Origin of the sequence: Vreelandella maris, from assembly GCF_013371085.1 — a bacterium.
Lineage (GTDB): Bacteria > Pseudomonadota > Gammaproteobacteria > Pseudomonadales > Halomonadaceae > Vreelandella > Vreelandella maris.
In genome coordinates this window covers 1-20,202 of the sequence record NZ_JABWCV010000008.1, presented here as the reverse complement: position 1 = coordinate 20,202, position 20,202 = coordinate 1, and the positions used below count along the sequence as shown (strand labels likewise).

General features: G+C 55.5%; 20 protein-coding genes. 7 read left to right on the top strand and 13 right to left on the bottom strand.

The annotated features are described in order from the left end of the window. Positions 1-40 precede the first annotated feature (40 nt). Positions 41-1,318 (top strand): 4-aminobutyrate--2-oxoglutarate transaminase, encoded by a 1,278-nt coding sequence (gene gabT / locus HUO07_RS08535; protein ID WP_176303223.1) that lies wholly within the window; start codon positions 41-43, stop codon positions 1,316-1,318. A 115-nt stretch (positions 1,319-1,433) separates the two neighbouring features. Here gabT and HUO07_RS08530 read toward each other — a convergent pair whose 3' ends face one another. Next, positions 1,434-2,081, bottom strand: coding sequence for a hypothetical protein (locus tag HUO07_RS08530; RefSeq protein WP_176303222.1), 648 nt, complete (start codon positions 2,079-2,081; stop codon positions 1,434-1,436). A gap of 58 nt (positions 2,082-2,139) precedes the next feature. Beyond that, positions 2,140-3,567: a cytochrome c oxidase accessory protein CcoG gene (gene ccoG / locus HUO07_RS08525; RefSeq protein ID WP_176303221.1), complete on the bottom strand. Its 1,428-nt coding sequence runs from the start codon at positions 3,565-3,567 to the stop codon at positions 2,140-2,142. A gap of 339 nt (positions 3,568-3,906) precedes the next feature. Here ccoG and mapR point away from each other — a divergent pair, with 339 nt between their 5' ends. Beyond that, positions 3,907-5,316, top strand: a complete 1,410-nt coding sequence (gene mapR, locus HUO07_RS08520; protein ID WP_176303220.1) for a GntR family transcriptional regulator MpaR — start codon at positions 3,907-3,909, stop codon at positions 5,314-5,316. A gap of 70 nt (positions 5,317-5,386) precedes the next feature. On the opposite strand, the gene HUO07_RS08515 is transcribed toward mapR, so the two are convergent. From HUO07_RS08515 to HUO07_RS08500, 4 genes are all read right to left on the bottom strand, one after another. Next, positions 5,387-5,635 (bottom strand): YkoF family thiamine/hydroxymethylpyrimidine-binding protein, encoded by a 249-nt coding sequence (locus HUO07_RS08515; RefSeq protein ID WP_176303219.1) that lies wholly within the window; start codon positions 5,633-5,635, stop codon positions 5,387-5,389. 9 nt (positions 5,636-5,644) lie between these two features. Further along, entirely contained in the window at positions 5,645-6,472 is an 828-nt protein-coding gene (locus tag HUO07_RS08510; protein WP_176303218.1) for an alpha/beta fold hydrolase, read from the bottom strand. 109 nt (positions 6,473-6,581) lie between these two features. Next, positions 6,582-7,628, bottom strand: coding sequence for a DNA polymerase IV (dinB, locus tag HUO07_RS08505; protein ID WP_176303217.1), 1,047 nt, complete (start codon positions 7,626-7,628; stop codon positions 6,582-6,584). A 43-nt stretch (positions 7,629-7,671) separates the two neighbouring features. Further along, positions 7,672-9,135 (bottom strand): protein adenylyltransferase SelO family protein, encoded by a 1,464-nt coding sequence (locus tag HUO07_RS08500; RefSeq protein WP_176303216.1) that lies wholly within the window; start codon positions 9,133-9,135, stop codon positions 7,672-7,674. Between the two features lie 94 nt (positions 9,136-9,229). Here HUO07_RS08500 and HUO07_RS08495 point away from each other — a divergent pair, with 94 nt between their 5' ends. Continuing rightward, positions 9,230-9,841 carry a DNA-3-methyladenine glycosylase gene (locus tag HUO07_RS08495; RefSeq protein ID WP_217908837.1) on the top strand — a complete coding sequence of 204 codons (612 nt, stop codon included), beginning with the start codon at positions 9,230-9,232 and terminating at the stop codon, positions 9,839-9,841. Between the two features lie 9 nt (positions 9,842-9,850). Here the strand turns inward: HUO07_RS08495 and HUO07_RS08490 are convergent, their stop codons facing one another. Further along, positions 9,851-10,708, bottom strand: coding sequence for an NAD-dependent protein deacetylase (locus HUO07_RS08490; protein WP_176303215.1), 858 nt, complete (start codon positions 10,706-10,708; stop codon positions 9,851-9,853). A gap of 98 nt (positions 10,709-10,806) precedes the next feature. Here HUO07_RS08490 and HUO07_RS08485 point away from each other — a divergent pair, with 98 nt between their 5' ends. Both HUO07_RS08485 and HUO07_RS08480 read left to right on the top strand, forming a co-directional pair. Then, the gene (locus tag HUO07_RS08485) at positions 10,807-11,991 is read left to right on the top strand and encodes a UbiH/UbiF/VisC/COQ6 family ubiquinone biosynthesis hydroxylase (protein ID WP_176303214.1); all 1,185 of its coding nucleotides are present in this window, start codon (positions 10,807-10,809) and stop codon (positions 11,989-11,991) included. Between the two features lie 9 nt (positions 11,992-12,000). Further along, positions 12,001-13,215, top strand: coding sequence for a PDDEXK-like family protein (locus HUO07_RS08480; protein ID WP_176303213.1), 1,215 nt, complete (start codon positions 12,001-12,003; stop codon positions 13,213-13,215). Positions 13,216-13,235: 20 nt separating this feature from the next. Here HUO07_RS08480 and HUO07_RS08475 read toward each other — a convergent pair whose 3' ends face one another. Further along, a complete protein-coding gene (locus HUO07_RS08475) occupies positions 13,236-14,453 on the bottom strand; it encodes a PcfJ domain-containing protein (RefSeq protein ID WP_176303212.1) in 1,218 nt (405 codons plus the stop codon). A gap of 195 nt (positions 14,454-14,648) precedes the next feature. On the opposite strand from HUO07_RS08475, the gene HUO07_RS08470 reads away from it, so the two are divergent. Continuing rightward, positions 14,649-15,842: an E22 family MetX-like putative esterase gene (locus HUO07_RS08470; protein ID WP_176303211.1), complete on the top strand. Its 1,194-nt coding sequence runs from the start codon at positions 14,649-14,651 to the stop codon at positions 15,840-15,842. Between the two features lie 268 nt (positions 15,843-16,110). Here HUO07_RS08470 and HUO07_RS08465 read toward each other — a convergent pair whose 3' ends face one another. The 4 genes from HUO07_RS08465 to HUO07_RS08450 all read right to left on the bottom strand — a co-directional run bounded on the left by HUO07_RS08465 (position 16,111) and on the right by HUO07_RS08450 (position 18,525). After that, complete coding sequence (locus HUO07_RS08465) at positions 16,111-16,860, bottom strand: sulfite exporter TauE/SafE family protein (protein WP_101145774.1); 750 nt, start codon at positions 16,858-16,860, stop codon at positions 16,111-16,113. Positions 16,861-17,158: 298 nt separating this feature from the next. Beyond that, positions 17,159-17,458 (bottom strand): CcdB family protein, encoded by a 300-nt coding sequence (locus HUO07_RS08460; RefSeq protein WP_176303210.1) that lies wholly within the window; start codon positions 17,456-17,458, stop codon positions 17,159-17,161. Continuing rightward, positions 17,458-17,703 carry a type II toxin-antitoxin system CcdA family antitoxin gene (locus tag HUO07_RS08455; RefSeq protein WP_176303209.1) on the bottom strand — a complete coding sequence of 82 codons (246 nt, stop codon included), beginning with the start codon at positions 17,701-17,703 and terminating at the stop codon, positions 17,458-17,460. The genes HUO07_RS08460 and HUO07_RS08455 overlap by 1 nt, the downstream gene beginning before the upstream one ends. A gap of 168 nt (positions 17,704-17,871) precedes the next feature. After that, on the bottom strand, positions 17,872-18,525 hold the full coding sequence (locus HUO07_RS08450; protein ID WP_176303208.1) for a DsbA family oxidoreductase: 654 nt from the start codon (positions 18,523-18,525) through the stop codon (positions 17,872-17,874). Between the two features lie 98 nt (positions 18,526-18,623). On the opposite strand from HUO07_RS08450, the gene HUO07_RS08445 reads away from it, so the two are divergent. Next, positions 18,624-19,043: a hypothetical protein gene (locus HUO07_RS08445; protein ID WP_176303207.1), complete on the top strand. Its 420-nt coding sequence runs from the start codon at positions 18,624-18,626 to the stop codon at positions 19,041-19,043. Positions 19,044-19,084: 41 nt separating this feature from the next. Here HUO07_RS08445 and HUO07_RS08440 read toward each other — a convergent pair whose 3' ends face one another. Continuing rightward, a complete protein-coding gene (locus HUO07_RS08440) occupies positions 19,085-20,047 on the bottom strand; it encodes a ribonuclease Z (RefSeq protein WP_176303206.1) in 963 nt (320 codons plus the stop codon). Between the last annotated feature and the right edge of the window lie 155 nt (positions 20,048-20,202).

Here is a 20,202-nt window from a genome sequence, read left to right as displayed (position 1 = left end):
ATGCTGAAAGAAAATCTCTCATCAATCTAGGAAGTAAGCCATGAGCAGCAATGCCGAACTGAACGAGTTGAAACACAAATACGTCGCTGCTGGCGCTGCTAGCCCCGCAACGGCATTCGCCGACCGCGCTGAAAATTCTGAAATCTGGGACGTTGACGGCAACCGCTTCATCGACTTTGCAGGCGGCATTGGCGTACTTAACGTGGGCCACCGTCACCCGAAAGTAGTCGCGGCGGTAAAAGCCCAGCTTGATAAGCTGATGCACACCTGCCAGACGGTCATGCCTTATGAAGGCTATGTCAAAGTCGCTGAAAAACTCAGCCAGATCGTACCGGTTCGTGGTCACGCCAAGGTCATGCTGGCTAACTCGGGCGCTGAAGCGCTAGAAAACGCCGTCAAGATCGCTCGCGCCGCTACCGGCCGCTCCAATGTGATCTGCTTTGACGGCGGCTACCACGGCCGTACGTTCTTCACCATGGCGATGAACGGCAAGGTAGCGCCTTACCAGAGCGACTTCGGCCCAATGCCAGGCACCGTCTTCCGCGCGCCCTACCCAGTGCCCTATCACGGCGTTAGCGAAGATGAGGCCATTCGTGGCCTGAAGATGACGCTAAAAACCGATGCCAACCCCAAAGATACCGCGGCCATCGTGCTGGAACCGGTACTGGGTGAAGGCGGTTTTTACCCAGCCTCTACCAGCTTCCTGAACAAGGTTCGCGAAATCTGCGATGAGCACGGCATGCTGATGATCATCGATGAAGTGCAGTCGGGCTTTGGCCGTACCGGCAAAATGTTTGCCATCGAGCATAGCGGCGTTGAACCGGACATCATGACCATGGCCAAGAGTATGGCTGACGGCATGCCGATCTCCGCGATTGTCGGTACCGACAAGGTCATGGACGCATCAGGCCCTAACTCACTGGGCGGCACTTACACCGGTAGCCCCACCGCCTGTGCCGCAGCGCTGGCCGTGATGGAAGTGTTTGAAGAAGAGAACATTCTGGAGAAGAGCCAAGCACTGGGCGACAAGCTGGCGAAGCGCTTCAATGAATGGGCGGGCAAGTTTGACTGCATCGATAACGTGCGCAATATGGGTTCGATGGCCGCATTTGAGTTGGTATCGAACAAAGCAGATCACACGCCTAACCCTGAACTGGCGGCCGCGCTGTGCAAGAAAGCCCGTGAAGAGGGCTTGATCCTGCTGTCATGCGGTATGTACGGCAACACCATCCGTTTCCTGATGCCCGTCACCATTCAAGACGACGTACTCAACGAAGGTTTGGATATCATTGAGTCCTGCCTGGAATCGTTGACCTAAGAATTATCAATATTCAAACATACGCCGCCCAATCGGGCGGCGTTTTTGTCTAGCCAGCTTTTGTCTAATCTATGTGGCTATCGCCCCATTTAAAAGAACGTCATACCTGACAACATCACTTGAATAAAGGCGCCAGCCGATTCAACTTTCCAACCTGATAAAGGTCATGCAGATAAGCATCCACTTTAGAGATCAAGTAGTTCAAGAGCACAATAAAAAATATCATAGACATAATCATCACAGGTTGATTAATCCACTTTAAAACCGACACACTCACTTCATAGTGAATGGTATAGATACTCATCGCCGCCAATAGTTGAATCAACCCACCGTTAGCAATGACGGCGACCATTAAAAAGCTTCTCAGATTGATTGAAGGCAGCCCCGTCTTGAAACCAGGCGCATGGCGAGCACTTACCCTGCCCGTTCCTTTTTCGCTGGATGCATTTAAAACCAAACCACGCTTACGCCTTAAAAGCGGCACGCCGTAGGTTTCCTGCCCCTCTTTAGAAAAAGCAATTCGTAATGCTGCCACATTAAAATCATTACCGAATATATCAACAGCCGCTTCATCAAGCAGGGAGGTATCTTGGTTTTCAACGGCTCTCTTTTCGTTGACGCTAAGCTTTTCAAACTGCCTGTTTTTCTTACCCGTAAGTTTGACGCTATCATATGTATTAATATTGAAATGCATTTGATAGATTTGATACCAAGAAATCGTCACTCCCACCAAAATCATCAAAAAAATTAGCGCTGTTAACATGATGATATCCTCGCCCCATGTCTTATGTAGTTTAATGATAACTTATCTAACCCGCTTACTAACGAATAGGCCCTAAAAAACGCGTCTCGTTGGTGTAGGTAATCGAAGGGTCATCTAAAGCAATGATATGCAGCTCCACGGCATGACTAGGCTGGGTCAGCGCCTCCTCACCGGCATTCAGTGCAAGGCGTAAAGACCGCGTTTCATTAGCTGCCAACTCTAACGTGTCGACTCCTTGTAAACTAAGTCCTGGCAACCCAGACGCCGATAATGCGTAGCGATGCTGCTGGCTATCTTGATTACGCAGCGTCACGTTGTAGTAGTTGATAATACGACCCTCTACCGTCTCCTCAAACAATGTCTGACGATCGCGGGCGACTTCTACATCAATTGGCACCCGAGCATTCAAGAAGCCGACCATCAGCACCACCATGGAGAGTAACGCCGCCGTATACGCCAACAATTGAGGGCGCCAAAAACGTGTCTTTTTACCCTCCAGGGCGCGCTCGTTCGTGTAACGAATCAGGCCAAGCGGTTTATCGATCCGCGCCATGACGCTATCGCAAGCATCAATACACGCCGCGCAGCCAATGCACTCATACTGCAGCCCATCACGAATATCGATCCCCGTAGGGCACACCTGAACGCAGAGTTCGCAGTCTATACAGTCCCCTGCAGGCGCTTCCTCAACGTCTTTTCGATGGTTACGACGCGGCTCACCGCGGTCATTATCGTAGGAAACAATCAGCGTATTGCTATCGAACATGGCCGACTGAAAGCGTGAATAGGGGCACATGTGCAGGCACACCTGATGGCGCAACCAGCCAGCATTCAAGTAGGTAAATAGTGTAAAAAAGCCGATCCAAAAGACAGCCCAGGGATGCGCATCCAGACTAAGCAACTCCCTGACTAGTCCACCCACCGGCGTAAAATAACCCACGAAGGTGATGCCCGTTCCCAGGGCTATCAGTAGCCAAGCGGTATGTTTGGCACCTTTCCGCCATAACGTATCAAGCGTGTTAGGTGATGTGTCACGGCGTATCCGGCGGTGCCGTGGCCCCTCCAGGCGGTGTTCAAACCAGATAAATAAAAACGTCCATACACTTTGCGGGCAGCTGTAGCCACACCACACCCGCCCCGCCACGACCGTGATCAAAAACAGACCAAAGGCGCAGATCATCAAAATCCAGGTTAGTAAGATAAAGTCCTGGGGGTAAAACGTTGCTGCAAAGAGGTGGAACTCCTGGGCAGACAGATCAAACCAAACCATTGGCCGATGCCCCCACTGGAGCCACGGCAAGCCAAAATAGAGCCCCATCAGCAGCCAGTTGGAGCCACGTCGAATGCGCTGAAAAAAGCCCTTTATTTCTCGCACATAAATATGCCCAAGTTTCGGTGGCTTGCTACTGGGCAGCTTAGACGTAGGCGTGTAGTGTTCAACCGCTGTCTCTGTCGTCAGGTCTTGCAGTGGAATGCGTTGCGTCATACCGATATCCAGAAAAGAGGGAACGGAGGCCTATACGGTCGAGGGGCGCCGCTAACTAGGTGATCATGCCTTTGTCATGGAGCGACTGAGTTAGGCGCCACTATGCCTAGGCAGCGCCCATACAAACAGGCGCAGTTTTAGAGAAATAAGCCGTATCAGATCTCCTCTGATCCTCATATCCTGACTTTCTGATACGCTTTTTATGACTGTATTTGAGTCTGTTCTACACTTCCCAAATAAAACACAATGAGGCTTTCTAACAATCGAGAGCCGCGCCGTGCCTGCCAACAATGGGGCGAGCCAACTGGCGTTCCATTTCATGCACCCACGGTTTATCCAATGAAACGCTACGAACAGTTTGCCGATGAGATAGCCACGTTGATTAGCGAAGGTGTGCTTGGCCCTGGCGAGCGAATCCCTTCGGTGCGCCAAGCTAGCCGCCATCACGGCATTAGCCCTTCGACGGTTTTCCAGGCCTACTATTTACTTGAGAACCGGGGGCTGATTACCGCGCGGGCACGCTCGGGCTACTTTGTTCGTGAACATGCGCGCCGCTTATTAGGGGAACCCCGGGTGACGCTTCAGCCCACCGACCCAGCGGAGGTGGAGGTCAGCGAGCTGGTGTTCTCGGTACTCGACTCACTGCAGGATGATCGAACGGTGCCCTTTGGCTCGGCCTTTCCTGACCCCGAGCTATTTCCGCTCTCTCGCTTGAGTATCAGTATGACGCGTAGTTTGCGTGCGCTATCGCCCCAACAGGTGGTAGCCGCAATGACCACCGGGCATACCGACCTGCTTCGGCAAATTGCGCTGCGCTATATGCTGGGCGGCATACACTTGCCGATGGCAGAGCTGGTGATTACCAATGGCGCGATGGAAGGGCTTAATTTAGCCCTGCAGTGCGTCACTCAACCGGGGGACCTGGTGGCGATCGAGTCCCCAGCATTTTACGCCAGCCTGCAGGTGTTGGAGCGTCTAAAACTGCGCGCCGTGGAAATTCCGGTACACCCACGGGAAGGGATCGACCTAGAGGTACTGGCAGAGCGACTGGAGACGCTGCCCATCAAAGCCTGCTGGTTTATGAGTCACCTGCAAAATCCAATCGGTGCCAGCCTGAGTAAAGCGCATAAGCAAGCGCTGTATCAGCTGTTAAAACACCATCAAGTGCCCATGCTAGAGGATGACGTGTATGCCGAGCTGTACTTTGGCAGCACGCCACCGGCGCCAGTCAAAGCCTTTGATGATGAGGGGTTGGTGATTCACTGCAGTTCCTTCTCAAAGTGCTTGGCGCCTGGCTATCGGGTCGGCTGGGTAGCAGGCGGCCGCTATGCTCAGGCTATCTCGCGGCTGAAGCTAATGACCACTATTTCCCCTTCCGTGCCCGCACAGGCAGCGATTGCCGACTACCTGCAACACGGCGGTTATGACCGCCATTTGCGAAAGCTGCGCCACGCTCTGGAAGCCCAGCAGGGCAGCATGCTGGCAGCGGCAGACCGCTACTTCCCTGCCCAAACTCGCATCACCCGCCCAGCTGGGGGCTACTTCCTGTGGGTGGAGTTCTCCGAACAGGTGGATTCGCTTCAGCTCTTTAAGACAGCGCTGGACCAGGGCGTTAGCTTGGCGCCAGGGCCGATTTTTTCCGCGACCCAACAGTTTCGCCACTGTGTGCGCTTAAGCTATGGCCATCCCTGGACCCAACGCAGCGAACGCGGTATGGAAACGCTGGGCAAGTTACTGAGCCTGTTTTAACGATATAAAAAATCGCACGCTCTACAAAGCGAATGGACACGGCTGATCCAACGCAGAGGCTCTGTTTCAGTTACCGAGGCCGACGGTCGCCTTCCAAAAAGTTAGCCGTAAATACCGCCTTACCATGGGTCTCAAACGACCACTTCATCACATCACTTAACGCTGCCATTACCTCATCGAACTCGCCAAATACCTGAGTGCTCATGCGGCTCGGGTGCACTTCCAGTCCCGTCGCCTCTAGGCGTTTCACCACCTCTTTGACTACCGGCTTGAAGTCATCGGCCAGCGGGTAATAGCTAAGCTGTACGGAAAGGTACATAACGCCTCCTTACGCTGTGTGGGAAAACTGCTTGGCGTTAGCAATGCGCTGCCAAGCAGCCAAAATGGCAGCACGCGTCTCATCCGGGTGCTCCATCGGAAACATATGCGTGCCGGGAACCTCGCTCACCGCTAACCCTTTGCGCCTCAAGCGTTTGATGCGCGACGCCGTCAGCAGGTGCGATTCGTTACCGGCCACCAGCTCGATCGGCACGCCCAGCCGCTGCGGCAAGCGCGAAAGGTGATCCGGCAGATGGCGGAAAATCTCCACCTCAATGCCAGGATCAAAGGTCAGCTCAGCGCTGCCGTCGTCTAACAAGCGTGTCCCTGCTTCAATGTAGTCGTTGAGTGCTTGAGGGGTAAAGCGCTTAAACAGCCCCCGACGACCCAGTGAACTCGCCATCACCTCGCGGCTCGGCCACACACTTCGCCGCCCCAGGGTTTTACCGGCGGGTGTGATTCGGTCAATAAAGCCAAACCGCTTGGCCGCTTTCATCGCCCAGGCATCCGACCCCAGCATTAGCGGTGGGTCGAGCATGATCACTCCACAAAAACGCTCGGGCTGCTTGTCGGCGGCCATGGCCATCAAGGTGCCGCCCAGCGAGTGCCCCACGCCCAGCAGCGGTTTATCACTCTGCGGCAGGTAGCTCAGCAGCTCATCCACCAGGTTGCCCCAGTTATGATTCACTGGATAATCAGGGTGATGGCCAAGACGATCCAGCGGGTGGAGGTCAAACATCTCTGCCAGCGGGTTCAGCAGGCTGCGGTAGCTTAACCCTGGAAAACCATTGGCGTGGGCAAACACTAAACGGGGGCGTGAAGCGGCATCAGCAGACATGGCGGAGCTCGTGGGTGACCAAACGGAAAATGAACAATTCAAACTATCATACGTCTGTTTTAGCGCGCCCCTGCCACGGGGTCAATCAGGCGAAGGGTTAACAGGCTAATTAAAACAGCGGTAGTTGGTGTTCCTGTGTGTTTTCCGCCAGCCGATACCCGACACCAAGCAGGCGCACGGGCCGCTCGCCACGGGACCAGCCGATATTGAGCAAGGTTTCAAACTGAGCAAGATTGGGCGCGGGGTCGGCGTGTTCGACAGTGGTTTGGGTAAAGTCGCTGAACTTCACTTTGACGATCAGCCCGCGCACCGCCAGTGGCGGGTCAAGCCTGGCGTAACGGCGCTCCAGGTCTTCGATCAGCGCGGGTAGCTCTTGGCGGCAGGCGTCGAGGTTGGGTAAATCCTGGGCGTAGGTCTGCTCGGTGCTGACCGATTTGCGCTCACGGTGGGTTTTCACCGGGCGCTCGTCCCGCCCCCAGCTCAGCTCGTGTAGCCGCCGACCAAAGCGGCCAAAGCGTTCGACCAGGTCGGTCAGCGTACGGGTACGCAGATCAGCGCAGGTGTGGATATCCAGCCCCGCCAGTTTCTCGGCCGTGCGGGGGCCGACGCCATGGATTTTCTTGACCGGCAGTTGTTGCACGAAGCTATCGACCTTATCCGGCGTAATCACGCACAGGCCGTCGGGCTTGTTCCAATCACTGGCGATCTTGGCCAGAAACTTATTGGGTGCGACGCCCGCTGAAACGGTGATCCCCACTTCGCGGCTGACCCGTTCGCGGATCGCTTCGGCCATGAGCGTCGCGCTGCCGTGATGCACCGTGACTTCCGAGACATCCAAAAAGGCCTCATCCAGGGAGAGCGGTTCGATCAGTTCAGTCACATCACGATAAATCGCGAAGACCTGGCGGGCGACCTCTTTGTATTTGGCCATCTCACCGCGAATCACGGTGAGATGCGGGCAACGCTTGAGTGCCTGGGCCATGGGCATGGCCGAGTGAATGCCAAACTCGCGGGCGGGATAGTTACAGGTGGCCACCACCCCACGCTGCTCGACGCTGCCGCCAATCGCAATCGGGATATCCCGCAGCGCGGGGTTATCGCGCATTTCCACTGCTGCATAAAAGCAGTCACAGTCGCAGTGAATGATTTTGCGCACCGGCTACCCTTCTACCTGTAAAAAACCACAGTTTAACACAGCCTCAGGTGCCGCAGAACGTTCTCAGTACCTGCTCATTTTCCGTAGCAGGCGCTGCCAAACGGCGCGCTTCAACGGATTCATCGAACGGCTTGGTCACAACGGCCAATAAGGAGTGGAAAGGCGCAAAATCACCATCGTAAGCGGCATCAATAGCCTCCTGAACCCGGTGGTTGCGGGGAATGATCACCGGATTGGCGCTTCGCATGGCGGCAGAGCGCTGGCTGTCTTGACTGGCGACCTGCTCGGCTTGCCAATTCTCCAGCCACGCAGTCAACTCGTTAGGCTGAGTCGTCAGCGCCAGCAGCGCCTCGCGGTGCTCATCACTGGGTGCAAGGGCGTAGTGAGTGAGCGCATCAAAGGTCGCGGTCATATCCATTCGCCCCTGATGCATCTGGCTTTCCAGTGCTTCCATCAATGGCGCGGCCTGGGGGCTTTCCGCGGCCAAGCCGAGTTTATCGGCATGCAGGCGAAGCTGCTCGGCGCTGAACCGTGATTCAAACCGGCGAATGACGTCTGTGGCCTGCTGCACCAGCGCGTCGCCCTCTTCACGCATTACCGGTAGCAGCGTTTCAGCAAAGCGCGCCAGGTTCCACTGGGCAATCGCCGGCTGGTTGGCAAAGGCGTAGCGGCGGCCTTGGTCGATGGAGCTATACACCTTCTGCGGATCGAACTGCTCCATAAAAGCGCAGGGGCCGTAATCAATGGTTTCACCGGCAATGCTGCAGTTATCGGTATTCATCACGCCGTGGATAAAGCCCACGCTCATCCAGCGGGCGATCAGCACGGCCTGGCGGGCAACCACCGCTTCCAGCAGCGCCATATAGGGGTCTTCGGCATTGGCAGCATCGGGGTAGTGGCGGGCAATCACATGATCCGCCAAGGCTTTGAGCAACGCTTCATCCCGCTGTGCAGCGGCAAACTGAAAGGTGCCCACGCGAATATGGCTGCTCGCCACGCGGGTAAAGACGGCGCCGGGCTCGGCCATTTGCCGCACTACGCGCTCGCCGCTGGTGACGGCCGCAAGGGCGCGCGTTGTGGGAATGCCCATCGCCGCCATAAACTCGCTGACCAAGTACTCAAGCAGCACCGGACCTAGCGGTGAACGACCATCGCCACCGCGGGAAAACGGCGTGCGGCCGCTGCCTTTTAGTTGCACATCGCGGCGCACGCCGTTCTGGTCGATCACTTCACCCAGCAGCAACGCGCGGCCATCGCCTAACTGCGGCACAAAGTTACCGAACTGGTGGCCTGCATAACCTAATGCGCCCGGCTGAGAACCCGGCATGGTCTGGTTGCCGCTAAACCACTGAGCCAGCGTCGCAGCTTCTGGCACGTCGTTAGCCCCCAGTTCACGGGCAAGTGGCGCATTAAAAGCGATCAGCTCAGGGTGGGCCACGGGCGTTGCCTGGGTGGCGACCCAGAGGGGTTCAGGCAAGGTGGCATAAATATGTTCAAATGACAGCACGATACACTCCGCTTCAATTGGCTGTGGTTAGCTAATACCCTAGCACTCTACTCAAGTAAACGCCGAGGCGATGATGTTAAAACCGTGCCCAACTTTGCCTAATGTTAAAAGCAGCGCGCTAACGCCCCTCCCCCGCGACTTTTATAATCGCGACACACTCGAAGTGGCGAGAGGCCTACTGGGCTGTTGGCTGGTGCGCGAGCATAACGGCGAGCAGATGGCGGCAAGAATTGTCGAAACCGAGGCTTATTGCGGCGCCGAAGACACCGCCTGCCATGCCCACCGGGGCAGATCACCACGCACCGAAGCGATGTTCGGCCCCGCTGGCCACGCCTATGTGTATCTCGTTTACGGCATGCACTGGCTACTAAACGTGGTGACCGAGCCGGAAGGCTCGCCCTGTGCGGTGTTGATTCGTGCGGTAGAGCCCACCGTTAACGAAACCGCCATGCGCGCTATTCGTCAGGCAACGGGCAAACAACTCAGCAATGGCCCCGGCAAGCTCACGCGCGCTTTAACGATTGGTAAAGCGCTGTATGGCCATGATATGACCCAGGCTGACAAACTGTGGATTAGCGCAGCAACCCACGATGCTTCAATCGTCAGTGGGCCCCGTGTAGGCATCGATTACGCCCAGCCCGAGCACCGCGATGCCCCCTGGCGGCTTTGGTTGGAAGATAATGCGTGGGTATCGAAAGCGCGCTAGTTGCAGTCTTTAAGAGGGCTGCAAACAGCGAACGGCCTGCTCAAGCACCGGTGTTAACGGCGCGCGCCACTGGTGGGTCAATAGCGCATCCGCCCTGGTAACGCCGAGCGAAAGCGACGCCAGCGGCATTCCCCGCTCATGGGCAGTGCGGCAGAAACGGTAGCCGGAAAACACCATCAATGAGGTACCCACGGCCAGCACCGCATCTGCCTCGGCCAGCGCGACCTGCGCGGCCAGCCGCCGTTCGGCGGGTACCACATCGCCGTAGAACACCACATCGGGCTTTAAGATACCGCTACAGCGCGGGCAGTCGAAAATGCGGAAGCTGCTGAAGTCAGTCTCTAAATCGGCGTCGCCATCCGGAGCATGCCCTGCCTGCAAATCAGTAAAACTTGGATTCATGCGCGCCATTTCAGCATGCATGGCGTGGCGCATCATTTGGTAGTCGCACACCATGCATTTCACCATGTCCGCCCGGCCATGCAGGTCGATCACCCGGCGGGAACCGGCGCGCTGATGCAAACGATCAACGTTTTGAGTCACCAACTGCTGGATAAACCCCCGCGACTCCAGCGCGGCCAGCGCCCTGTGCGCACCACTCGCCTGGGCTTCGCGCAGGGCGCTAAAGCCTATCAGCGCGCGCGCCCAGTAGCGCTGGCGAACGTGGTGAGAACTCATAAAGTCGCCATGCTGCACCGGCGGCGGGCGCTTCCACTGGCCATCTGCATCCCGATAGTCCGGAATGCCGCTGTCGGTACTCACACCGGCACCGGTAATCACCCACAGTTTGGGATGCTGTTGAATAAACGCTGCCAGTTCCTCACCCGCCTGGGTAACGTTATTTGCTATTTCCACGGCCTGCGTCAATCGTTCACCTCTAGGCAATCTTGCTCAAACTCAACGATACTGTATGACAAGCAACGCCTGCGCAATGCGCAAAAGCACCTCATTTTAAGGAGCATATGATGCAACAGTCTGAGCAACACGACCATGATGTCATCATTGTCGGCGGCGGCATGGTTGGCGCCGCACTGGCGGCGCGCTTGGGCCATACGGGCTTCTCCGTGGGTTTGGTTGAGCAAGGCGATGCCCCCACCCCACCTAGCGGCGATTATGACCTGCGCATCTCATCACTCAATGCTCGCTCGCTGGCATTTATCAAGGCAAGCGGCACCACCCTGCCGGAAGAGCGTTGCTGCCCGTTTCGCCATATCGATGTTTCCAACCAGGACGGCACCGGCCACTCGCTGTTCTCCGCTGAAGATAGCGGCATGAAAGACTTCGGCATCTTTATCGAAAACCGTGCCCTGCAGTATGCGCTATGGCAACGCATAGAACAGCTGCCCAGCGTTACCTGCTACACCCAGTGTGCGCCGTTAAGCACAGTCTCGGCGACGAACCGCCGCCTACTGGAACTGGATAACGGCAAAACCCTAAGCGCCCGCCTGGTTGTCGGCGCCGATGGGGCTAGTTCGACGCTGCGTTCGCTGGCCGGCATTAGCGTGACCAGCTACGACTATCATCAGCGTGCAATGATCATTAACGTAGAAACCGAACTGCCCCAGCAGGACGTTAGCTGGCAGGTCTTTACCCCCACCGGCCCGCTGGCCATGCTGCCATTGCCCGGCCATAACGCCTCCTTGGTATGGTACGACAGAGAAGAGACCACCAGAGCGCGCGAGCAGTTGGACGACGATGCACTGAAAGCCGCCATCGAAATGGCCTTCCCCAAACGCCTGGGCAACCTCATCCGCATCGTGGCGCGGGCCAGTTTTCCCATCAAGCGTCAGCATGCTCACCGCTATATCAGCAAGCGTTTAGCGCTGATTGGCGATGCCGCCCATGTGGTGCACCCACTGGCAGGCCAGGGGTTAAATATCGGCCTTCACGACGCTGACACCCTGGCCGAGATCATCGTTCAGGGCCGCGACCCAGGTGACTACGTCAACCTACTGCGCTTTGAGTGCCAGCGCCGCGCGGCCAACCAAGCGATGATCGCCGCTACCGACACGTTTCATCACCTGTTTACCGGATCCAAACCGCTGCGCCAGCTAGGCGATCTAAGCCTGCAGATTGCCGAGCGTTTCCCGTTCGCCAAACGCATGATGATGCAGCAAGCCAACGGCTTAAATCCGTTTAAATTTCATTAGGATTAATCAATGTATTCAGAATCGACTGATTTGGCAGCTTTGGAGCGGTTTTTCGAGAAGCTGGCACTGCTGCCCAAACCGGCCCCCCTGACACCCAATTTGTTTTCGGTTGCAGGACCTGATCAGAATGAGAACCGACTATCCGACTTAATGGCCTTCTTTATGGGCGGTTATCCCGGAGCGCCTCACTGGTTAGCCAAGGCCGTTCTGCATGCACTCGTTCGTAAAGAGCGATTCGATCATGACCATCTACAGCGAATCGACTGGGAAGCAGTCACCACCGAACGGGAAGCAGGGAGCTGGAATGTCGAAAGCGAATCGACCAAGCGCTTGGACTTAGTGGTTTCAGGAAACGACTTCGTATTGGGCATTGAGCATAAAGTATGGGCTTCGGCGACTAATAATCCGTTTTATGCCTATGACGACTTACTGAAAAGCTATGAAGTTAAAATCTACAAATGCGTTTTATGCCCAGATGACTCCAAGGAAGGCGTTAGGGCACCCGCCAATAACGCAGGCTGGCCGACGTTATCCTACTCGAAAGTATTGGCCTCAGCTTACGAACTGTACGGGAAAGACGTAGCCCCATCTGATCAGACGAAATGGCAAATTTTCTATCAGGAGTTGTTGCAGCACCTCACTTCTATCGCCAACCCAACTGAAGAAAAGACAATGACGAAAGTCGAACTGAATTTTTCATTGAAGCATTTCAATGACATGTATGAAGCATCTCAGCGTTTGGAGCAATTCGAACAGGAGTTGATGGCGGAAGGTAAAAGCCATATTGCGGCTGCATTGCAAATAGCTACCAGCGATATCCATACCAAGAAAAAGCCGGAAATTTGGAGTGAAGAGACAAGAGTATGGCGCTTCTTCCCCAGTGCTTGGAGTAATAGAGGAGCCTCCCAAATATGCCTCGTTTATTATCCTTCATCAGAGTCGGAAGGTGATGAAAGCATCGGTTTTGAAATTCGGGCCTACTTGGAAAGCCAGGTAAGCAGTGACCCTTGGCTGAAAAAAATTGAACAGGCATTTTTAAAGGTAACGCCTGTCACCAAACACCCAGACTGTACTTGGTACAGAGAAGGCCATGGCAACGACACTTGGCCTGAAACCGCTGGGCGCTGGTTGGCTTTGAGTGCTTGGCCCCGGGAGTACACCAAGACAGGTGCGATGAAAGCACTAGGTGATTTAGCCAAATGGGTGGATGAACACGCCTTCTAACCAGAAACTCATAACTCAGTTTAATAGTAAGCGGTTAACCACCGCTGTATCGCCGCCAATGACGCCTCGCTCGGCAACGCATTGCAATAACCGCGTGCTTCTTGCAACCCCCATTTGCCGCCTTGCGAGGTGAGCGCGATGGTCAGCGCTTCTGGCTCTTGCATGTGGTAGACAAATACCTGACGTGCGCCTACTTGTGATGCATAACTGCCGATGCAGTGATGCATTCGTTTGCCTTCGGCCAGCAGGGCGTCCCAATTCTCCAGCGCGACGATATCGGCATTGCCGGAAATGGGTTCCTCAGGGTAATCACCGTATTGCAGAGCTAGTGCAGCGGCACGGTTCACCTGGCTTAAGGCATTGAAACGCTCCACCAGATCGTCATGCAGTTGCTGCAATGCCTGTGTATCGTTCACGCGGTAGAGCTGGGGGGCGTTGGGCGCGAGGCGTTGGATGTCTTCCACCATACGTTGAAGCCAGACGATTTCGTGCAACGGCGCGTCCTGCTCAATCATTTCCAGCAGCTTTGTCCAGGGGTCGGGGAAGCGGTTCAGGAACCATAAATGGTTAAGGTTGGGCCGGGCGAGATGCCGCAGTAGCGCCAAGGCGTCAGGGTGTTGCAAGCATTTCCGAACAGAATCCAGCTGCCAGCTTGTGATTGGCGTCAATGGAATACGGCTTAACAGCCTAGCAAGAGAAGCGGAACCCGGTAGGCCAATCATTTCCAACAACCGAGCACGCTTTTCGGATAGCCGAACTGCTAATTCAGTTTGTTCAATATTTAACCTCTGTGCCCAATCAAGCGTGAGAATTAGCAGTAACGGAGAGTCTTGCGCTAATTGTCTGGCAGCGGGTAAGCAGGCACAGGCTTGGTAGAGGGCATAACGCATAAAAGGGACGTTATCGCCCAACGATACAAGCTCTACAGGTATACCCTGCTCAAGGGCGTTGTCCTGAGTGCATAGAATATCCAAAGGGAGGCCGGGGGCTTGAAGAAAGCGGCTTTCCGCAACAACGACTCCGTCGCCGACACTTCTCCACGAAAAGGGCTTGGAGCTATGCCAACCTTGAATCTCAAGCGCTAGCGGATACCCAAGTTGCGCAGAAAGATCCAATGATCGCCAACCAGAGCTCTCACCACAGTGTTTGGTTTGATTGGAGAAAAGCTTCTTATTGTAATACTTGGCTTGGGCAAATATAAGTTTCATCAGGACGGTGCAAAGCCGCGTATTACTCATGATGACTTCCGCAGTGAACATTGTTAGCCGCTCGCTCTTCTTCAAGCATTTGATATGTTAAACGGTGCTGAATGATGATGCAGCAAGCCAACGGTTTGAATCCGTTCAAAATGCGCTAGGGTCGACTACGCTGAGAGGGCGGCCACTGCCGATGGCCCATAACAATCACAATAACCCCTCATTTAAGGCAACCCTATGACCTTCACACGACAAACGGTGATTACGGTAACGCTATGTTCCGGCCTTGGCCTGCTCTTGGCCTCTCCTCTTTGGGCTTGGGATGGCATCGTCGAGAAACAAACCTTCGAAATGGACAGCTACACTACTCAGGGCGGCGAGACGATTCCCAACGTGACGGTGGGTTGGGAAGCCTACGGCAAGCTCAACGACGCCCGCGATAACGTCATTCTGATTACCCACTTCTTCTCGGGCACCAGTCATGCGGCAGGCCGCCATGAGACAGATGGGCAGCCGACCGGCTACTGGGATGCGATCATTGGCCCCGGCAAGCCGCTGGATACCGATGAGTACTACATCATCTCCTCGGATACGCTGGTCAATCTCGGTGCCAATGACCCCAGCGTCACCACCACTGGGCCCGCGTCCATCAACCCTGATACCGGCGAGCCCTGGGGCATGGACTTCCCGGTCGTTACCATCCGCGATTTTGTCGAGGTACAGCGCGAGCTACTGGAGAGCCAAGGCATTGAATCACTACATGCGGTGATGGGTGCCTCAATGGGCGCACTACAGGCCATCGAATGGGCCAGCGCCTACCCTGACCGAGTAGAACGCTTAATCTCAGTGATTGGCGGCGGCGTTGCCGATCCCTGGCTGCTGGCCACGCTAAGCGCCTGGGCAGCGCCCATTAGACTGGATGCCAACTGGAACGAAGGCGACTATTACGATGGCGAGCCGCCCACCGACGGCCTAAAAGAAGCGCTGAAGCTGGTGACGCTCAACGCCAACCACTGGCAGTGGGCCAACGAGACGTTTAATCGCGACTGGGCCGACGAAGCGCGAGACCCGGCCCAGGATCTCAACGCCCGCTATGCGATCGAGCAAACGCTGGATGATGTCGCCGCCGCCCGTGCTGCCACCTCCGATGCCAATCACCTGCTCTATCTGGTGCGTGCCAACCAAACCTTTATGGCAGGCCACGGCGATTCGCTAGAGGCAGGACTTGCCGCCATCGAAGCACCGACTCTGATGCTGTACAGCGAAAACGATCTCGTCTTCGCGCCTCAAGGCGTGCGCCGTACCGCCGAGCTGATTGAAGCTGATGGCACCGACGTGACGCTTGAAACCCTGGAAGGTAATCGAGGCCACTTGGATGGTGTGGTATCCATCGACCAGGCGAGTGATACGTTGCGGGCGTTTTTGCGTTAAGTGATATTCAGCGCTGGCTTTAGGTAAAAGCCAGCGCTCGATTCTGGTGTCGTCTTAACCACTTAGGCTTTGTACGAAAACTGCCTGCACTCGTCTATACGGCGTTAAAAATCATCTCGTGCGCGAGTCCGATCAAAATGCTCATTTACACCCTGTAAACTCGCACGCGAGCCCGGTCCGTTTTTCGTTGATTTTTGCCTTGTCTAGCCATCGCTCGCCGACTTTTCGTACAAACCCTAGTGCGCCCACTATTGATTTTGAAAGGCACTTAAAGCTTCTGAAGAGTATTAACAATAATGTAAGCACCCAGAATCAGAAGTGAAATGAAGAATACCTTGCGGAACATCTGCTCGGATAAGCGTTCTCTAATTCGCTGGCCAATAACCATACCAGCGAGCGCGGGCAGCACCGCTACTGCCGACATTACGCCCGTTTGGAGTGTCAAAAAATTGGCCTGTTGCAGCGCCGCCGCGAGAGCCACCGTGGAGACCATAAATAGCATGCCCATCGCTTGAATCAGCATATTCTTCGGAAGGCCAATGGCCTGAAGAAACATCACGCCCGGCACCGCAAATGACCCCGTCATCCCGGTAAGCACCCCATTCGCCGAGCCGATTAACGGCCCTGCCCAAACCTCATGGCGGCTGGGTACAACAATCTTGATCCCGGCCAGGTTCACGACAGCGTAAATAATCAGCAAACTGCCCAGGAGCGCCGTCAGATACGTGAGATTGACGCGAGTCAGTGCGGCCGCACCAATCCAGACAGTAAGAGTCGCCATCGCCAGGAATGGCCAAATGCGAGCCAAGATTGCTCTTGCGTTCCCGCCCACCGTTGACTGCCAAATGTTCGTCACAAATGAGGGAATAAGCATTAGCGCCATGGCCGTTGGCAGATCCAGCGCGACGGTAAGCAGCGCTAGGCTAACTGGCGGGAGTCCAAGGCCAATGACGCCCTTGACGCTTCCCGCAATCAAGAATGTGCCCGCCACTATTAGCAGGGATGCGAAATCAACCATGTCTGCCTCCGATACATTGCCACTAGCAATATATCGGATAGCCCACTCAGTCGCAGCAGATTAAAGGGTGTGGGCCGTTAGCGCGCTGGTCGCTGGCATCTTTCTTGAGCATCGCCTCAGCATACTGCTAATGCCTTGTATTCGTGTACTCAACATCTGTCGCTCGCTGCAACTCTCCCGAATCAAATGCGTCCAGAATATCCTGCTCTTCTTTATTTAATCGACTCATTTTGAACGTCCCAAATAGGCTCTGGTTGCTTTCCGGGGTACGCCCGAGAGCCTTCCGACAAGCTCAACCTTAAAAGCCCAAAAACAGCATATCCAACGCCGCAGAAATTTCGTCTTGCTGCTCAGCAAGGCTACCCGCAATAAAACGCAATTCGCTTTCAGGCACAGCAGCCATGTACTGAGTCGCCATGACAACCTCTTGGCCCTTAACGTTGAACACCGGGTTTAGCCTCTGAGCAGGAGACAGCGCCGAGGATTTGGGCAGCAGGGGCACGACCACCCGAGTGTTCAAGCCACTGAGAAGATTTGTCTGAACATCCAGCAGATAGCCATCCCCTCCCTTATTTTCAAAGATATCGAAACGGGCCATTAGAACTGACGGTGCCGTGCAAGAGGCAATCCATTCGCTTCAACATATGCATTCGAGCTTGCAAGGGCTGTGGCATTATCCTCCAACCACTGCTTCTGCTTATGCAGCTTGACCGCCTCCGCAATCCCTGCCTCTGCTGATCGTGAAACATTGATTCCCAGCGCTTTAGCCTCTTTTAGAAGCGCACTATCTAGCGATAGGTTCGTCGGCTTGCGCATGGATTTGGTTACTTCGGCGGCTTGCATGATTCACTCCTCGCACATAACAATGCACTTACTATATGCGCATATTTATAGCGCATCAATTTGCTATTCTAGTGGCTAATGGAGAAGCAAGACTGCCTGGTAGTGAAATCAGGTGAAGGCTATTGCCGCGACTAACCTGCTCGGTGATCACTAAAGAGCGGCGGGACATTAGCGGCTAGCGTTTTCCTCGGCCACCTGACGCAGCGCATCGACCAACACGTCGGCGGGCTGAGCACCCGAGATCAGGTAGCGGCCATCGAGGATAAAGCCCGGCACCGCGCTCACCCCCGCGTCCATAAAGCGTTGCTCGGCTTCACGTACTTCATTAGTGTACTGATCGGAGCGGGCGATGGCCTCGGCGGTGTCGCCGTCAAGCCCCACTTCAATGGCCTTCTCGCGCAGCACCGCTGGGTCGGCGGGGTTTTTCGCCTCACCGAAGTAAGCCTCGAACAGCGCCAACTGAAGCGCCGTCTCTTGGTGTTGCGTTCCGGCCCACGCCAGCACGCGGTGAGCAGCGAAGGTATTATTCGCCCGACGCTCCAGGGCACCACGGAAATCCAGCCCAAGCTCTTCGGCAGCGGCCATAATCTCGCGCTGGGACTGCTCCATGGTCGCCGCGTCCTTGCCGTACTTGCGGCACAAGTGCTCCAAGATCGGCTCGCCCTCAGGCGGCATATCGCGGTTGAGCTCGAAGGGCTGCCAGACCAGCTCAACGTCGATCTCGCCATCGAGTGTCTCTAGCGCTTGCTCCAAGCGCCGGTAGCCAATGGCGCACCATGGGCAAGCCACATCGGATACTAGGTCAATTCTTACCCTTTGCATTTGTATACCCCTTCGGCATCTCTCAAAATTCGATCAAACTAAAGAAAGCATGGTACGTGTATATAGTGAGTAACGGCAGTACTGACAAGGAGACAGCCATGGAAAAAGCAGCGTTAGCACTCATAGCCATGCTGCTGATAAGCGCGTGCAGTAACAACAATACCGTTTCATCTAACGCGCCCGCCCCGGATACTGCAACCGAGCAAAGCGAGCCCCACCATCAGATGACAGACCAATGGGTTGGCCGATGGATTGGCGTTGAAGGATTATTCCTGGAAATCAGCAAGGACGAGCCTGAAGGCCCGGGCCATTATCTCCTTCACATGCGCTACGGCCTGGATGACGACCAAATCGGCACCTTCGAAGGACAGGCCACCGCCGAGGGCATTCGCTTCAACCGCGAGGGCGGCCCACAGCTGCTTAGTGCGGGCGACGGCGAAGCCACCGGCATGAAGTGGCTATTGGAAAAGGAAGACTGCCTGATAGTCGCAACAGGTGAAGGCTATTGCCGCGACTGATCTGCGCGGCAAGCACTCAAGGAGCGGCGGGATTAAAGCAGTTATTTGCCCGCCACTTCAGCAAAGTGGCCCGCTTTATCCAGGGTGTATTCGCTAAAATCCCGCGCCAGGTAAAGCGAGCCCGAATAGGCGCGCAGGGCCTCTTGGCGGATCTCAACAATGGAAGGCGAGGCAAGGGGGTGGTGCTGGTAGCGGGGGCTAAAGTGCGTCAGCACCAGATTGGGCAGCTGTACCGATTCGGCAAACGCGGCGACAAGCTTGGCGTAGCTATGCCCCACATCACCGGCTTTCTGGGCCATCTCTTCGGTGTAGGTGGCTTCATGCACCAGCACCTGGGCCCCTGAGCAGGCATCCATCAACAAGTCAGGCTGGTCATTGTCCCCAGCGATCACCACTTTCCTCGGCTTGTGCTTGAAGACTAGGTAGTCATGGCTTTTTAACCGCTCACCCTCAAACTCAACATCAAACCCTTGCTTCAACTGCCCCCACAACGGCCCTTTCGGAACCCCCATTTGCGCTAACTTATCCACGTCCAAGGCGGCGTCGACTTTTCTCTCCGTAAACCCATAAGCATAGGACGGCGCCCGGTGTGAAAGCATGAACGTGGTAACCGCAATGCTTTCAAACTCAACGCTTGGCAGCTCGTCCGAATCGATAAACTCCAGGGCGAAGGGTAAACATAGCTGCGTGGCCTCACAGGTGGCCTCCAGCCATGCCTTGATACCTGCGGGCGCCACAATGGTAAGCGGCGCTTTCCGGCCACCCATTCCCGCACTCGCCAATATGCCCGGCAGCCCATAACAGTGGTCGCCGTGTACGTGGGTAATCAAGATGGCTTTCAAGGAATGGAACGACAGCTTCGTGTGCAAGACCTGATGCTGGTTGCCCTCACCACAATCGATTAGGTACCAGCTCTTGCCTTTGCTCTCTCGCAAGGCGATGCCGGAGACGTTTCTTGTTTTGGTGGGAACTCCGGCGGAGGTGCCGAGGAATAATAGGTTCATGACTTGTTCGAGCTCTCGCTTATGTACTTGCTTGGTAAGCGAGCCACTAACCACATCTAGGCAGATGTCGCTTAGACCGGTAATGTCTCTTTCCACTGCCAGGGTAGCAGCGTGTTGAGGTCATCATCGTCGAGGGTGGGCAGGGTCGCGAAGAC

Excerpts from the sequence above, each read along its gene's own strand:
- HUO07_RS08530 (WP_176303222.1), bottom strand. The coding sequence starts at position 2,081 with ATGTTAACAGCGCTAATTTTTTTGATGATTTTGGTGGGAGTGACGATT.
- HUO07_RS08470 (WP_176303211.1), top strand. The coding sequence starts at position 14,649 with ATGACCTTCACACGACAAACGGTGATTACGGTAACGCTATGTTCCGGC.
- HUO07_RS08455 (WP_176303209.1), bottom strand. The coding sequence starts at position 17,703 with ATGCAAGCCGCCGAAGTAACCAAATCCATGCGCAAGCCGACGAACCTA.
- HUO07_RS08445 (WP_176303207.1), top strand. The coding sequence starts at position 18,624 with ATGGAAAAAGCAGCGTTAGCACTCATAGCCATGCTGCTGATAAGCGCG.
- gabT (WP_176303223.1), top strand. The coding sequence starts at position 41 with ATGAGCAGCAATGCCGAACTGAACGAGTTGAAACACAAATACGTCGCT.
- ccoG (WP_176303221.1), bottom strand. The coding sequence starts at position 3,567 with ATGACGCAACGCATTCCACTGCAAGACCTGACGACAGAGACAGCGGTT.
- HUO07_RS08465 (WP_101145774.1), bottom strand. The coding sequence starts at position 16,860 with ATGGTTGATTTCGCATCCCTGCTAATAGTGGCGGGCACATTCTTGATT.
- HUO07_RS08480 (WP_176303213.1), top strand. The coding sequence starts at position 12,001 with ATGTATTCAGAATCGACTGATTTGGCAGCTTTGGAGCGGTTTTTCGAG.
- HUO07_RS08475 (WP_176303212.1), bottom strand. The coding sequence starts at position 14,453 with ATGAGTAATACGCGGCTTTGCACCGTCCTGATGAAACTTATATTTGCC.
- HUO07_RS08515 (WP_176303219.1), bottom strand. The coding sequence starts at position 5,635 with ATGTACCTTTCCGTACAGCTTAGCTATTACCCGCTGGCCGATGACTTC.
- HUO07_RS08450 (WP_176303208.1), bottom strand. The coding sequence starts at position 18,525 with ATGCAAAGGGTAAGAATTGACCTAGTATCCGATGTGGCTTGCCCATGG.
- HUO07_RS08510 (WP_176303218.1), bottom strand. The coding sequence starts at position 6,472 with ATGTCTGCTGATGCCGCTTCACGCCCCCGTTTAGTGTTTGCCCACGCC.
- HUO07_RS08485 (WP_176303214.1), top strand. The coding sequence starts at position 10,807 with ATGCAACAGTCTGAGCAACACGACCATGATGTCATCATTGTCGGCGGC.
- HUO07_RS08440 (WP_176303206.1), bottom strand. The coding sequence starts at position 20,047 with ATGAACCTATTATTCCTCGGCACCTCCGCCGGAGTTCCCACCAAAACA.
- HUO07_RS08460 (WP_176303210.1), bottom strand. The coding sequence starts at position 17,458 with ATGGCCCGTTTCGATATCTTTGAAAATAAGGGAGGGGATGGCTATCTG.
- mapR (WP_176303220.1), top strand. The coding sequence starts at position 3,907 with ATGAAACGCTACGAACAGTTTGCCGATGAGATAGCCACGTTGATTAGC.